11 protein-coding genes are annotated in these 14,530 nt (G+C 63.1%); 6 read left to right on the top strand and 5 right to left on the bottom strand.

Going from position 1 to position 14,530, the window contains the following annotated elements:
* Window positions 1-57: 57 nt before the first annotated feature.
* Complete coding sequence (locus tag I6E74_RS04200) at window positions 58-3,657, bottom strand: S8 family serine peptidase (protein ID WP_197123223.1); 3,600 nt, start codon at window positions 3,655-3,657, stop codon at window positions 58-60.
* 259 nt (window positions 3,658-3,916) lie between these two features.
* Here I6E74_RS04200 and I6E74_RS04195 point away from each other — a divergent pair, with 259 nt between their 5' ends.
* From I6E74_RS04195 to I6E74_RS04185, 3 genes are all read left to right on the top strand, one after another.
* A complete protein-coding gene (locus tag I6E74_RS04195; protein ID WP_197123221.1) occupies window positions 3,917-4,522 on the top strand; it encodes a helix-turn-helix domain-containing protein in 606 nt (201 codons plus the stop codon).
* Complete coding sequence (locus tag I6E74_RS04190) at window positions 4,515-5,402, top strand: DMT family transporter (protein ID WP_197123219.1); 888 nt, start codon at window positions 4,515-4,517, stop codon at window positions 5,400-5,402. The genes I6E74_RS04195 and I6E74_RS04190 overlap by 8 nt, the downstream gene beginning before the upstream one ends.
* A gap of 117 nt (window positions 5,403-5,519) precedes the next feature.
* Window positions 5,520-5,774, top strand: coding sequence for a hypothetical protein (locus I6E74_RS04185; RefSeq protein WP_197123217.1), 255 nt, complete (start codon window positions 5,520-5,522; stop codon window positions 5,772-5,774).
* Between the two features lie 58 nt (window positions 5,775-5,832).
* Here I6E74_RS04185 and sucD read toward each other — a convergent pair whose 3' ends face one another.
* Window positions 5,833-6,720 carry a succinate--CoA ligase subunit alpha gene (gene sucD / locus I6E74_RS04180; protein ID WP_129072143.1) on the bottom strand — a complete coding sequence of 296 codons (888 nt, stop codon included), beginning with the start codon at window positions 6,718-6,720 and terminating at the stop codon, window positions 5,833-5,835.
* Window positions 6,721-6,730: 10 nt separating this feature from the next.
* The gene (sucC, locus tag I6E74_RS04175) at window positions 6,731-7,900 is read right to left on the bottom strand and encodes an ADP-forming succinate--CoA ligase subunit beta (protein ID WP_129073528.1); all 1,170 of its coding nucleotides are present in this window, start codon (window positions 7,898-7,900) and stop codon (window positions 6,731-6,733) included.
* Between the two features lie 189 nt (window positions 7,901-8,089).
* On the opposite strand from sucC, the gene I6E74_RS04170 reads away from it, so the two are divergent.
* The 3 genes from I6E74_RS04170 to I6E74_RS04160 all read left to right on the top strand — a co-directional run bounded on the left by I6E74_RS04170 (window position 8,090) and on the right by I6E74_RS04160 (window position 10,634).
* Entirely contained in the window at window positions 8,090-8,863 is a 774-nt protein-coding gene (locus I6E74_RS04170) for an oxygenase MpaB family protein (RefSeq protein WP_197123215.1), read from the top strand.
* Window positions 8,864-8,913: 50 nt separating this feature from the next.
* Complete coding sequence (locus I6E74_RS04165; protein ID WP_307784374.1) at window positions 8,914-9,777, top strand: helix-turn-helix transcriptional regulator; 864 nt, start codon at window positions 8,914-8,916, stop codon at window positions 9,775-9,777.
* Between the two features lie 92 nt (window positions 9,778-9,869).
* Entirely contained in the window at window positions 9,870-10,634 is a 765-nt protein-coding gene (locus tag I6E74_RS04160) for a nuclear transport factor 2 family protein (protein WP_197123213.1), read from the top strand.
* A gap of 15 nt (window positions 10,635-10,649) precedes the next feature.
* Here the strand turns inward: I6E74_RS04160 and I6E74_RS04155 are convergent, their stop codons facing one another.
* A complete protein-coding gene (locus I6E74_RS04155; RefSeq protein ID WP_197123651.1) occupies window positions 10,650-12,062 on the bottom strand; it encodes an RNB domain-containing ribonuclease in 1,413 nt (470 codons plus the stop codon).
* A 52-nt stretch (window positions 12,063-12,114) separates the two neighbouring features.
* Window positions 12,115-14,520: an ATP-dependent helicase gene (locus I6E74_RS04150; protein ID WP_197123211.1), complete on the bottom strand. Its 2,406-nt coding sequence runs from the start codon at window positions 14,518-14,520 to the stop codon at window positions 12,115-12,117.
* Window positions 14,521-14,530 lie beyond the last annotated feature (10 nt).

Raw genomic sequence — 14,530 nt, 5'->3', positions numbered from 1 at the left:
CCGCCCGTGGGGAGGCGACCAGCCGTTGTTGAGTGTTAGCTACTGAGCAGGTGTCGCCTAGAAGACGATCCACACCCAGTCGTTGCGACTGCTTGAGCCAGTCACGTTGTCACCGGCCGGAGTGAACTCTGCCTTCACCTGGTGCAGGCCACGGTCGAGCTTCGGCAGCTTCACCGTCACCTTTCCGTTGTCGGCTTCGTCCAGCGTGATGGTGTCAACCTTCTTGCCGTCGACCGTCACCTTCACGGTTCCGGTCGCTGCGGCGTCCTCACCGGTAGCGACTCGGATGGTGGCGCTCACGGTATTCCACGAGAAGGCAACGTGCTTGCTCACTGACAGGCTCACGCTCGAGCTGTAGTTGATCATCACAGCCTCGGAGGTGGCGCTTGCGCTTGGCAGGTCCTTCTTGCTGGCGGTGACGACGACGGTGATCGCCTTGCCCTCGTCAGCGTTCGTGACCGTGTACTTGCGCTTGTCGGCGCCGGCGATGTTCTCGCCGTTTGCCTGCCACTGGTAGCTGAACTTCAGCCCGTCAACATCCCACTCACCGGGGTTAGCCGTGAGCTTCTTGCCGACAAGTGGCTTGCCCGAGATGGTCGGCAATACGGTGTTCACGGGCGTACCCGGCAGAACATCTTCTTGCGTCACAACCTCAATCGCGGTCGTTGCCCCAGTGTCGCCATAGCTGACGAGCCCCAGGTAGTTCGTGAAGGGAGCCAGGCCCTCCCACGATGCGGTGTAGCTCACTGCTTCACCCTGCACACCCGGGAGAACTTCGGGGTCCAATCCGAGGGGCTCTCCCGCGCCAGGCACGACGGCGAAGGTGCGCACGTCGAACGCGGTCGACGGGTTCGCGGCATACACCGACGCGATCACGAGGTAGTCACCCGGTGTCGGATCAGCAAGGTTGACGCGCTCATCGGCGGCTCCCGTGGCTGACTGCCACCCGGCGATCGGAGTGCCACTGCCATCGAGCAGGTACACGATCAGGTCGAGGTCGGCGGTGTCATCGATCGAGTCGAGATCGAAGCGCGCATACGTTGTGCCCTCGGGCACGGTTGCTGCGTACTCAAACTCGTCTCCGCTCACACCAGAACCCGAGTGCTCGGTTTCGGTGCCAGTGGGGTCTTCGTAGAAGACTCCAGCGGTGAGGCCGGTCGAGGTCAGCGGGATGTCGCCGGTTCCGCCGGGCGTGACCGTTACTTCAACGGCGCCGTAGGTTCCGGTTCCGCTTGCCGTATCCGGCGCGAGGATGGTGACGGGGCGCACAGCGATGGGGCTGTGCACGACGGTGTCGCCACTGGTCCACGTGAGAGCTCCGGTGGTGAACTGGTCGAGCGGAGCATCCGTTCGGCTAATCGTCACTTCGTAGCTCTGAGTCTCGCCGGCAGCGCCAAAGGTCAGCGTTGAGGGCGACACCGTGGCGTCGATTCCCGGAACGGAGATGGATGCCTCGAACGTGCCCGCCTGAGTGGAGGTCACGGTGCGAGTAATCGTCTCGGCTGCCGTCAGCGAACCGATACCGATGGATGCCAGATTGAGATTACTGGGATCGATTGCTTCGACCGCGGGGTCGAGCACATCGTAGCCAGCGCCCTCAATGTAGGACAGCCAATCGCCGATGCCGTTCAGGTAGAGCAGGCCAGGTTCAAAGAACTTGGTGGGGTCAACGTGACCGGAGCCCTGCGTGAAGGGATCGGTGACGGGGTTTCCGTCGCCATCCACGGTGTCGTACGCGGTTGTCATGAACGCCGACTTGATCTCAGCGGGAGTCGCGTTGGGGCGCTCCCCGAGGTAGAGCGCGGCGAGACCAGCAATGTGCGGCGATGACATCGAGGTGCCCGAGAGCAGCGCGAACGTGGGCTCGGCTCCTTCAGCATTGGCACTGGCGGCGAGGATTCCCACGCCGGGTGCCGAAATGTCGGGCTTGATGATGTCGCTGCCGTCAGCTTCAACGGGACCACGCGAGGAGAAGCCAGCGACCTGAGGTGTCGGCGGCTGGTACGCGGTTTCGTTGCCGGGCGTGAAGGTCGCGGTCGCACCTTCGGTCGCTGCATACGCAAGGACAGCATCGCGGTACTGAGCATCCAAGTGGATGGTCGGAATCACGTGGGTGTCGAGGTCGGTCGAACTCGGCGTCACGTTCACAAGAACCGCACCGATACCGCCAGCGCGCGCAACCTCGGCCGACTTGTCGACGCGAGCGATGACTCCGCGGTCACAGACCACGATCTTGCCGTCAACGAGAGCCGGGTCGAGAGTGTCAGCGAGGCACAGGTCGGGGTCAACTGCGCCCTCGAGGGCGACATCCGCCGCGTAGACGAGCTCACCCGTCAGCGGTTCTGCAGCAGGGTCGAGGTCGACCGTGATCGATGCACCGGCGAACTCTTGGCCGTCACCGAGGGTGACGGTGGCTTCGTAGTTCGGGATGGTGCTGGCGGCGACCGTGGTGATCCACGGTGCCGCGTTGTCGAGCGTTGACGCATCGGGGCCAGAGTTTCCGGCAGAAGCAGCGACGAAAACGCCGGCTGCAGCGGCACCGAGGAAGGCCTGGTCGGTAGGCGAAACGGTGCTGGAAGCAGCGCCTCCACCGATCGAGTAGTTGATCACGTCAACACCGTCAGCGACAGCCTGGTCGATCGCGGCGAGAAGGTCAGTGGATGCACAACCGTCGTCCGTCGTATCAACGGGGTCTGGTCCACTCCAGCACACCTTGTAGGCAGCGATCTTGGCGGCGGGAGCCACTCCGGAGAAGTACCCGAGAGCGTTGCCACCGACGTTAGCGTCGACTTCAAGGTTTCCGGCTGCCGTGCTCGCGGTGTGCGAGCCGTGACCGTCGCCGTCGCGCGGCGAGACGTACTCGCCAACGCTCGCGTCGCCGAGATTGCCGGCACCGAAGCCGTCAACGAAGTAGCGAGCGCTGATGACCTTGGTCGTGCAGTCCTCGGCGGTGAACTGGTCGCCCTCGGTGCAGACACCCGTGAAGGTTTGACCGTCTGACTTCTCGAAGACGATGGAGTCACCATCGCGGTAGGGTTCGGCACCCGGCGTGCTGCCGAGAGCGTCACCAGCGAAGGCCGGGTTCTCCGGAGCGAAGCCGGTGTCAAGGACACCGACAACGATTCCCTCGCCGGCAGTCTCTGCTCCGCCGGTTGCGGCCCAGAGTCCGTCGGCGCCTTCAAGGCCAAGGAACTCTGTTGACCGCTGCGCTGCGGTGATCTTCTTCAGCTCATCCGGAACGATCGAGGCAACGAGCTTGTTGGCCGAAAGCTCAACTGCTTGGGCCGCGGTCAAGTCGGCTGCGAAGCCGTTGGTCGCAAGCGTGTACGAATAATCGATGTCAGCTCCGACGGATGCCGCGACATCGTCTTGCTTCTCTTCCAAATACTCGGTGTAGTCCTGCACTACTTGGCGGCGAGTGTCGAGCTGCTCGCCATCGGGTGGGGTTGTTGCGTCAAAACCGCGTACACCACCGTCGTAGGTTGCAGCAGCCTGATCCACCATGGTGACGATGTAACGTCCCGGGGTGAATTCAGTTTGGCCGCCGCCACCAATGGATGCTGGTGCAGCTGTGGCGCCGAGTGCGGCGCCGGTAACCAGGGAAGTGGCGACAAGAGTTGTCGCCGCCACTACCGATATGACTCTTCGAATGCTCACGAATGTTCCTATTCTTCTGTGAATGGGACTTGCCTATGTGACGTACACACGCTGATCAGAGCGTGTTTGCAAAGCTGGTGGTCGGGCACGCACCACGAGCCACTATATGCACGTTCTACCCCTCTTCAGGGGGTCTTCATCGATCAGCGTTACCTTAACGTGACTTATTGTCCGCTCTTTGGGGGACTGCCTTGGTGGCATCTCGGCGTCGAGACTCGGCCCCTTCAGCAATGCACTATCAGTGCACTATGCTGCACTCATGGATGAACCCACCGAGCTCCTTGCACGCACGATCGGCACCCGCGTAAAGAACGAGCGCCACGCGCGCACGCTGACACTCGACCAGCTCGCCGAGAAAGCGGGAGTCAGCCGCCGGATGCTGGTCAACGTTGAGCAGGGCGCAGCGAACCCCAGCGTCGGCACCCTGCTTCGCCTCAGCGAAGCCCTCGGCGCGAGCTTGCCCGCCCTCGTGGAGCCGCCCACCGCCCAGAAGGCGAAGGTAACGCGCGCCGGTGCTGGTGCAGCCCTCTGGGCGGGAGAGAACGGCGGCCGCGGCATCCTGCTGGCCTCCAGCAACATCCCCGAAGCTCTGGAACTGTGGGAGTGGACCTTCATGCCCGGCGAATCGCATTCGAGCGAACCGCACAGTGCGGGCACTCAAGAACTGCTGCACTTGCTCGAGGGTGAAATCACGATGACCGTGGCCGCCGAGAAGTTCGTGCTCGGCACGGGTGATTCGATGGCTTTCGCCGGCGACGAAGACCACGCCTACGAAAACACGAGCGGCATGCCCGCCCGCTTCGTTTTGTCCGTGCTCGAACCGGGTATCGGCGCGTCATCCCGAGCGGATCGCTCCCATGCGTAGCGCGCGCGAGCCGCTCCCTGCGTGGTCGATGGCGGTGGCCGCCATGATGATGATCCAGTTGAGCTCAGCCTTTTCGGTAGGGCTGATCGAGCAAGTCGGCGCCAGCGGAACCGCGTGGTTGCGGTTGGCGCTCGGTGGCCTCATCTTCTTGATCATTGCCCGGCCGCAGGTGCGTCGCATCCGCCGTCAGGATCTCGGGCCCCTTCTCGGGTTAGGTGTCGCCAGCGCGGTCATGTCTGTCTCTTTTCTGTCAGCGCTCGAACACATCCCGCTCGGCACCGCCGTGGCCATCGAGTTCTTGGGGCCGCTCGCGGTGGCCGCGATTCGAAGCGGCAGTTCCCGGATGCTCGCCTGGCCCGCCTTGGCGCTGGTCGGCGTTGTGCTGCTCACCGAACCGTGGGAGGGCGAAACGAATCTCATCGGCGTCGGTTTCGCGCTGCTCGCCGGAGTCGGCTGGGGAACCTACATTCTGCTCACCCAAAAGGTCGGTGATCGCTTCACAGGAATCAGCTCGCTCGCGATGACGATCCCCATCGCCGCCTTCATCACCACCTTCGTGGGAGCGCCCCAGGTCATCCCCGACTTCGACTGGCGCGTGCTGCCCATCGCCCTCGGCCTGGCCCTGCTCTCCCCCGTCGTGCCTTTCGTGCTCGAACTGCTGGCGCTGCGCCGGATGACCCACACCGCGTTCGGAACGCTCATGTCGCTCGAACCAGCCTTCGGAGTGCTCATCGGCCTGATCGTGTTACACCAGATTCCGTCCTTCGTGCAGTGGATCGGAATCGGCCTCGTCGTGCTCGCGGGAGCAGCGGCGCAACGCAGCGGCACGCGCGCACCGGCCGCTGCCGCCCCCGAGCTCGATCCCGCACCGCACGCCTGATGCGAACCGTCGACTACTGAGTCAAAATCACTTAGGGTGAATATTGGTCATCCGCAAGCGTGACGCTAGTTGAACGCAGGCCGACTGATCCGCACGAAGAACCCAGCGGAGGAGCGCATGAGAGTCTATTTTTTGATTTCATCGTGGCTAGTGACAGCCTTGATCGCGGTGCTGGGCGTGTTTGCCGGGCAAACAATCTGGTTCTACGAAGAGCCATTGCTTGGTGCGATCGGTACCCCGTCGAGCTATTACGTAGCGGCGTACTCGGGCATCGCTGTCCTGACCTTGAGCTTCGCGCAGAGCGTCGTGCTGTCAGTCGGTTTCGCAATGAGAAAAGCCCCGTCGGCACCATCATCCGAAGTCCCTCAATAACGAAACAAGCGCCGCTCGTCACAAAGACGAGCGGCGCTTGGAGTAGCGAAAGCGTTAGCTACAGAGTTTCGAGAATTTCGCGCATGAGCTTGGCTGCTTCAGACGGCGTCTTGCCGACCTTCACGCCTGCAGCTTCAAGTGCTTCCTTCTTGGCCTGAGCGGTTCCGGCGGAGCCAGAAACGATCGCACCGGCGTGACCCATGGTCTTACCCTCGGGAGCCGTGAAGCCAGCAACGTAGCCCACAACGGGCTTCGTGACGTGAGCCTTGATGTAGTCAGCGGCACGCTCTTCAGCATCTCCACCGATCTCACCGATCATGACGATCGCTTTGGTCTCGGGGTCCGCCTCGAACGCGGCAAGAGCGTCGATGTGCGTCGTGCCGATGATGGGGTCGCCACCGATACCGATAGCGGTCGAGAATCCGAGGTCACGGAGTTCGTACATCATCTGGTACGTGAGCGTTCCCGACTTGGAGACGAGACCGATCGGGCCCTTGCCGGTGATGTTCGCGGGCGTGATACCGACGAGTGCTTCACCGGGCGTGATGATGCCGGGGCAGTTCGGACCAATGATGCGGGTCTTGTTGCCCTTCTCCTGGGCGTAAGCCCAGAACTCGGCAGAGTCGCCGACGGGAACACCCTCGGTGATGATGACGAGCAGCGGCATCTCAGCGTCGATGGCTTCGATAACGGCATCCTTGGTGAAGGCCGGAGGAACGAAAGCGATCGAAACATCCGCCCCCGTCTTTTCCATGGCTTCAGCAACAGTGCCGAATACGGGCAGCTCAACGTCGCCGTGGGTGACGGTGGTGCCAGCCTTGCGGGCGTTGACACCGCCAACGACCTGGGTGCCAGCAGCAAGCATGAGGGCGGTGTGCTTGGTGCCCTCACCGCCGGTGATGCCCTGAACGATGACCTTGGAGTCCTTGTTGAGGAAAATTGACATGCTCGGTTCCTTACTTCGCGGCGTTGGCGAGTTCGGCAGCCTTGTCGGCGCCCTCGTCCATAGAGGCGGCTAGCGTCACGAGGGGGTGGTTCGCTTCAGCAAGAATCGCGCGACCCTCCTCGACCTTGTTGCCGTCGAGACGAACAACGAGAGGCTTGTTGGCGGAGTCACCGAGCTCGGCGAGCGCACCCACGATTCCGTGAGCAACAGCGTCACACGCGGTGATTCCACCGAAGACGTTGACGAACACGCTCTTGACCTGAGGGTCGTTGAGAATGACGTCAAGGCCGGCGGCCATGACAGCAGCGGATGCTCCGCCACCGATGTCGAGGAAGTTGGCGGGTTTCACGTTGCCGTGGTTTTCGCCAGCGTAAGCAACGACGTCCAGCGTCGACATGACGAGGCCGGCACCGTTACCGATGACACCCACTTCACCGTCGAGCTTGACGTAGTTGAGGCCGTTGGCCTTAGCCTTCGCCTCGAGGGGATCAGCAGCGTCAGCATCTTCGAGCTCGGCGTGCGAGGGGTGACGGAAGTCTGCGTTCTCGTCGATCGAGACCTTGCCGTCGAGGGCAACGATGTCGCCGTCTTCGGTGATCACGAGAGGGTTGACCTCAACGAGAGTGGCGTCCTCGCCCTTGTACACGTCGTAGAGCTTGACGAAGACAGGCGCAACCTTTTCGACGAGCTCGGCGGAGAATCCGGCCGCGGTCGCGATTTCGGTGGCCTTGGCGAGGTCGATACCCGTGAGCGGGTTGACCTCGATCTTGGCGAGAGCCTCGGGGCGCTCAACAGCAAGCACCTCGATTTCCACTCCACCTTCAACGCTGCACAGCGAAAGGTAGGAGCGGTTTGCTCGGTCGAGCAGCACGGAGAAGTAGAACTCCTGCGCGATGCGAGCACCGGCAGCAATCATTACTCGCTTGACCGTGTGGCCGTTGATGTCGAGACCAAGAATCTGCTCGGCTGCGGCGTAGGCGTCGTCGGCGTTGTGAACAACCTTGACTCCACCTGCTTTGCCGCGACCGCCGGTCTTGACCTGAGCCTTGACAACGACAGTTCCACCGATTTTCTCGGCTGCTGCTTTGGCTTCTTCTGGGGTGTCGGCAATCAGGCCGGCAAGTACTGGTACGCCATACGACTCAAATACGTCCCTGGCTTGGTACTCATATAGATCCACGCTGCTCATTCCAATCCGCGCGTAATGGTGAGTGGGGAAGGCGGCGAATCGGTGCCAAATTGGTCGGCTCCATGAGTCGCGCGCCAATAGAAAACCTTACCGTGCCTAACGTTGTGCGTTTTCCGATAGCGGGCTGTACAGGGCGAAAGATCAGCAAATCTTCTGTTTGCACACTCCTAAACTGGCTTCATGCCCGCATCCGCCCCTCTCAGAATTGCGGATGTCTCTGCCGACGTCGCTCTGCTGGCTGGCGGCGGGGCGGCCATCCTGTTGCAAATCGCGCACCCCGCTGTGGGCCAGGCGGTCGCCGAGCACAGCGACTTTGCGCGGCGCCCCTTGGATCGCCTCAACGGCACCCTCACCTATCTCTACGTCACCGTGTATGGCACCCCGGCCGAGGCTGCCAAGGTCGCCCGGCGCGTGGGCGCGGCTCACCGCCCGGTGCGGGCAGACAGTTATGACGCCCGTGATCCGCAGCTGCAGTTGTGGGTCGCCGCTACTTTGTACGACACCGCGATGCGGGTGCGTGAGCTGGTCTTCGGGCCGCTGCGCGACGTGGATGCCGAGAGCTTGCTCGCTGACTACGCCGTGATCGCGACCGCGCTGGGCGTTCCGCGCGCGCTGTGGCCCGCCGACCGCGCGGCTTTCGCCGCGTACTGGACCGAGAGCGTGGCCTCGTTGCGCGTCACGGACGCGAGCCTCGGAGTTGCCCAGCAGCTGCTACATCCGACCGGCGGACCCTGGTGGCTCCGCGCCTCGATGCCGCTCGTTCGAGTACTGACCGCTGGGCTCCTGAGCGCTGAACTGCGCGAGGCGTATGCGCTCCCCCATCACCCGAGACGCTTCACCCGGATCATGCGGGTCACTCGGGCGGTGTACCCACGCCTGCCGCGGTGGGTGCGCTTCGCGGCGCAGCGGCGGTATCTGGCGTCGTTCCGGCGATCGCTCGCAATCGGCGGCTGACCGGCGCCGCGTCACGATCACCCGCGACTCCCGCCCACTACCATCAGCGTGTGGCCACTATTGACGACGAGCGCGACGAGACCGTGCTGCCGGTCGACTTCGCGAGTGAGCACGGCCACGCGCTTCCCGTCGAGGTGCTCGACTACGCGGCGCTCGTGGAACGAATGGGGCCAGCGTATTTCGAGCGCGCGCAGCGGCCCTCCTTCGAGCTCATGATCGTCATCCGCAGCGGCACGGGGTCCCACACCGTCGACTTCCAGACGACCGCGTTGCATCCCGGACGAGTGCTGTTCGTGCGCGCCGGCCAGGTGCAGCAGTGGCATGTTCAGAACGATCTCAGCGCCAGCGTTGTGGTCGCATCGCCCACCGCTACGAGAGCGGCGGCGTGGCTCCCCGGCGACCCTACTCACGCCGACCTCGGCGAGCACTCCCTCACCACCGCGCTCGACCTTGTCGCCGCAATCGAGCGAGAACAGCAGCGGTTCACAGCAGACGAGCACTCCGTCACCCTGCTCACCGCTCTGTTTGCCGCCCTCGTCGCGCTCTATCAGCGCGCGAGCAGCGAGCCCGGCCGCGGCGCTCTCCCCCACGCCTACCTCGCCTTTCGTGCCGCCCTCGAACGCGATCTCACCCGCAGCCGCAACGTTCGCGACTACGTCACGGGCCTCGGCTATTCCGAGCGCACGGTCAGCCGCGCGTGCCAAACCGTCACCGGCCTCACCGCCAAAGCGCTGCTGGATGAGCGGCTCATGCTCGAGGCGAAACGACTACTGGCGCACACCGACGGCACTGTGGCATCCATCTCGACAGCCCTCGGATTCAGCGAATCCACCAACTTCACGAAGTTCTTTGAGCGCGTGATCGGCACGTCGCCCGCAGAGTTCCGGCGCGGCCTTGTCCACTTTGCACCATAAGCAGTCGTGGTCGCACCTGTGCGGCACGCGCTCCGCGCGGGAGGCTGGAAGCACGCAATCGCACCCCCTCACCTCGCCGCTAGGAGCACTCCATGGGACAACGACTCGACAACGTCACGGGCCTCTATCTTGAAGGTATCCGCGACGGCAACTACGTCGACGCGATCAACAACTATGCGGGCCAGCGCTACACGCAGCACTCCACGCCCGTGCGCGACGGCCGCGAAGGTTTCATCGAATTCTTCGCAGACTTCACGACCCGCAACCCCCTCCGCGACATCGAGATCGTTCGCGGCTTCGAAGATGGACACTTCGTCTTCATCCAGGCCCGCCAGAAGCTCAACAACGGCGAATTCACCTATGTGACCGCCGACATTTTCGACACCGACGACGATGCCAAGCTCATCGAGCACTGGGACATGATCGCCGAAGTCGAGCCCACGAGCGTGAGCGGGCGCACACCGTTTGATGGCCCGACCGAGGTTACGGATCTCGACAAGACCGAGGTCAACAAACGGCTCGTCTTCGAATACGTGACGAAGGTTCTCATCGAGGGCGACCGCACGCTCGCCGCGTCGTTTGTGCACCCCGATCTCGCCCAGCACGACCCGCTGATTGCCGACGGCCGCGACGCTTATCTTGCGTTTGCCAATGCACACGCAGTTCGTTACCAGCAGATTCACAATCTCATCGGGTCGGGAAACTTCGTTGCCGTTCTCGCGGCGGCCGACAAAGACGGAATTGCGCAAGCCCTCATCGACCTCTACCGCGTCGAGAACGGCCTCATCGTCGAGCACTGGGTGGTCTCCGAGGAGATCACCGACCCGAGCACCTGGGTGAACTCCGGCAAGTTCTAACGGGGCTGAAGCGACCTAAACGAGTTCGAACTCGATCGTTCCGGTCGCAATTTCGGCAGAAACAAGTCGAACCCGCACCGTGTCTCCGGCCGAAACCGTGCCGGAGATGCGGGCCGTGATCACCGGATCAGCAATCTGGATGACGCCACCGTCGCCGCGCTCGGAGACCACTGTGGCCTCGAACTCGTCGCCCACGCGCGGCCGCAACAGTGCCGCTTCGATCACGTCAACCGACGAGCGATCGAACTGCGACGCGAGCTGACTCGTGCGCCCCATGATCTTCGGCAATTGCGGGAGAGCTTCGCGAACCCACTTCGGAACATCCCGGCCAGCAACGATCGCTTCACACGCCACGAGCACGAAGCGGTCGACGAGGCGGCGCAGCGGTGCTGTCGCATGAGCGTAGGGCGCTGCAACGGCAGCCTGGATGGTGTCTTCGGGCAGCTCGCCGTCGAACGGCGTGTAGCCCGCTCCACGGAAGAGTGAAGTGGCGGCATGGGTCGCCGCGAGGGCGCGAGGGTCGGAGTGGTCGAGAGCACGCAGGTACTCGCCATAGTTCTGGTTCTCGGGCCACGGGCATCCGAGGCTCGCCACCTGACGGCGGAACTGTTGGAGCGTTTCGTCATCCGGCGCGGGCATCGTGCGCAGAATGCCGACTTTGCCTTCGAGCATGATGCGAGCGGCTTCCATGCCGGTCATGAGCGAGACGTGAGCGTTGTAGTCCTCAACGGGCAGCGACGCTCGGCGCTCGATCACATACTGGCCGTCGACGACAGCGACTTCTTCGTCGGGACGATTGAGGCTTGCTCCCCCGCGCTGACGTTCGAGCTCGGTACGCAGGCGCCCAAACTCGGGCAGCAACGAGAGTGATTCGTCCGCGCGGTCATTGTCGAGCAACTCTTGCACTTCGACATAGTTGAACTGGCGACGGTTTCGCACTTGGGCGCGCACGAGAGTTGTCGTGATGACCTCGCCCGCGGCATCCAAGTCAAAGGTCCACACAAAAGCGGGTCGCGTCGCACCGGCGAGGAGCGAGGCGGCGTCTTCGCTGATGATGGTCGGATGCAGCGGCACCCGTTCGTCGGGACCGTACAAGGTTTGGCCACGCTTGCGGGCTTCAGCATCCACGGCTGAGCCGGGAAGCACGAAGGCGGGCACTTCTGCGATGGCGTACATCACGCGCAGTGTTTCGCCGGTGCGTTCGAGGTAGAGCGCCTGGTCGAGATCGGTTGCGCCCTCGGGGTCGATTGTCACGAAAGGGATGGCTGTGAGGTCGAGTTCCGGCGGCTCGAATGCTGCCACCGCGGCGTTGGCTGCTTCCTCGACTTCAGCGCTGAACTCGGTGGGAAGCTTTAGCTCGACCCGCACTGCCGCGAGCGCCTGAGCCAACTCGTCGTCGGTGTCGAGTGGCCGAACGCGCGGCACCACGAGCCGGGGTTCCCAGTGGCGCGGCGTGCCCGACTGCGGTGTTCCTTCGGAATCAAAGTTTCTCAATGGGAGCAATCTTGATCAGCAGGCGCTTGCGCCCGGAGGTGTCGAATTGAACGTCAGCGATGCTCTTAGGGCCAGCGCCCGTGACTTGGTTCACGGTTCCGTCACCAAAATCAGTGTGGCGGATGCGGTCGCCCGCCGCCAGAGTGAGGTCACCGTTGTCGCGCACGGTTGCGGTGATGGGGCTGGCCCATTCCGTCTTGGCCCGCGGCGGTGCCGGAGGCAGACCACCGGATGCCGCTTGCCGCAGCGAGCCGGCCCACGAGCCGCCGCCACTGTTGCCGTCGCGGCGAGCGTTGAGCGCACGGGACTGGGTTCCGCCGCGCGAGTTCGCCATTCCGGGTGATTGCTTCCACTCGATAAGTTCGATGGGAATCTCTTGCAGGTAGCGGCTCGGCATCGCGACGTTGACTTCGCCGAACTGGGCGCGGGTCATGGCCAGCGAGAGAAAGAGTCTTTTGCGGGCACGCGTGATGCCGACATAGAACAGTCGACGTTCTTCGGCGGGACCGCCCGGCTCGTTGGCCGACATGCGGTGCGGCAGCAGATCTTCTTCGACTCCGGTGAGGAACACCGAATCGTATTCGAGGCCCTTCGCGGTGTGCAGCGTCATGAGCGAGACGGTTCCGCTGGAGTCATCCAGATCATCGGCCGCCGCCACGAGAGACACCTCGGTGAGGAAGTCGAGCAGTGTGCCGTCGGGGTTGTTCTTGCCAAACTCCTTCGTCACCGCCACGAGCTCGTCCACGTTCTCGGCGCGAGCTTCATCTTGCGGGTCTTGCGAGGCGCGCAGCGCCGTCAGATACCCCGAGCGTTCCAGCAACTCAGTCAAAATGTCGGCGGGCTTGGATGTCTCCACCTTCGCCATCACTTCATCGAGCACCTCAGCCAGACCAACGATCGCTTTCGTGACCTTGGGGCCGAGGCCGAGTTCGGAGGCGTTGCGCATCGCATCGCGCAGGGTCATCCCCCGGTCATCCGCCCACGCCTGCAGCGCAGCTTCCGTCGCCGGACCAATGCCGCGCTTCGGCGTGTTCATGATGCGACGCAGGGCCAACGGATCCGCCGGGTTCGCGACCGCAATCAGGTAGCCGAAGGCATCCTTGATTTCTGCGCGCTCGTAGAACTTGGTGCCGCCGAGCACGCGGTACGGCAACGCTGCGCGAATGAAAATCTCTTCCAGCGCACGAGTCTGCGAGTTGGTGCGATAGAAAACCGCGACGTCTTTGTATGCGACGCCCTGATCGTGCAGCTTCTGAATCTCGTCGGCCACAAACTGCGCTTCGTCGTGGCCCGAGTAACCGGTGAAGCCCATGATCTTGTCGCCAGCCCCCACCGTCGTAAAGAGCTTCTTGTCTTTGCGGTCGAAATTGTGGGAGATGACCGCGTTGGCCGCATCCAGAATCGTCTGGGTCGAGCGGTAGTTCTGCTCGAGCAGAATCACGGTCGAGTTCGGGAAGTCACGCTCGAACTCCACAATGTTGCGGATGTCGGCCCCGCGGAACGCATAAATCGACTGGTCGCTGTCACCGACCACGGTCAGCGACGCGGCATCCGCCTCGCTGCTGGAGCCGGCAATGAGCACGCCAGGCGAGGTCTCGAACTGCTCAGGAGCCGGCGGCCGCGTCAGCTCGCGGATGAGCGAATACTGCGCGTGGTTAGTGTCTTGGTACTCATCGACGAGGATGTGCTTGAAGCGACGCTGGTAGGTAGCCGCGATCTGCGGGAATGCCCGGAAGAGGTACACGGTCTGACCGATGAGGTCATCGAAGTCGAACGCGTTGGCGTCGCTGAGGCCGCGCGTGTAGCGACGGAAAACCTCAAGGAACTTCTTCTCAGTAGGGTCGCTCATATTGGCATCCCGCGCGAAACCGTCGACGTCGGTTAGCTCATTCTTGAGCTGCGAAATGCGATTCGCTGCCTTGCTGACGGTGAGCCCGAACATGTCGGCGTCGAGCTCTTTGAGAATCCGCTTGAGCAGAGCCTTGCTGTCGGCGGAGTCATAGATCGTAAAGTTCTTGGAGAAGCCAAACGCTTCCGCTTCACGCCGCAAGATGCGCACGCACGCGGAGTGGAAGGTCGAGATCCACATGCCCTCAGCGGTGTTGCCGACGATGGCCCCCACACGCTCACGCATCTCAGCAGCAGCCTTGTTGGTGAAGGTGATGGCGAGAATCTGGCTCGGCCAGGCTTCTCCCGAACGCAACAGCCCGGCAATGCGACGCGTCAGAACGCTCGTCTTACCCGAGCCAGCGCCCGCCACAATCAGCAGCGAAGGCCCGCGGTATTCAACAGCCTCGCGTTGACGCGGATTTAGCCCGTCGAGCAGAGGGTCGCTAATGGAATCCCCGTCGTCAGAACGGCCAGGGTCGTGAGGGTCAAGAGCAGTCGTCATGGCCCCTTGA

Source organism: Salinibacterium sp. SWN139, assembly GCF_015864625.1.
Taxonomy (GTDB): Bacteria; Actinomycetota; Actinomycetes; order Actinomycetales; family Microbacteriaceae; genus Rhodoglobus.
Note: the sequence above shows the minus strand (reverse complement) of the source record. Positions and strands in the feature narration are given on the sequence as shown.

What these genes read in the sequence shown, in the direction of transcription:
- I6E74_RS04195 (WP_197123221.1), top strand. Translation starts at nt 3,917, where the DNA reads ATGGATGAACCCACCGAGCTCCTTGCACGCACGATCGGCACCCGCGTA.
- I6E74_RS04190 (WP_197123219.1), top strand. Translation starts at nt 4,515, where the DNA reads ATGCGTAGCGCGCGCGAGCCGCTCCCTGCGTGGTCGATGGCGGTGGCC.
- I6E74_RS04185 (WP_197123217.1), top strand. Translation starts at nt 5,520, where the DNA reads ATGAGAGTCTATTTTTTGATTTCATCGTGGCTAGTGACAGCCTTGATC.
- sucD (WP_129072143.1), bottom strand. Translation starts at nt 6,720, where the DNA reads ATGTCAATTTTCCTCAACAAGGACTCCAAGGTCATCGTTCAGGGCATC.
- I6E74_RS04170 (WP_197123215.1), top strand. Translation starts at nt 8,090, where the DNA reads ATGCCCGCATCCGCCCCTCTCAGAATTGCGGATGTCTCTGCCGACGTC.
- I6E74_RS04160 (WP_197123213.1), top strand. Translation starts at nt 9,870, where the DNA reads ATGGGACAACGACTCGACAACGTCACGGGCCTCTATCTTGAAGGTATC.
- I6E74_RS04150 (WP_197123211.1), bottom strand. Translation starts at nt 14,520, where the DNA reads ATGACGACTGCTCTTGACCCTCACGACCCTGGCCGTTCTGACGACGGG.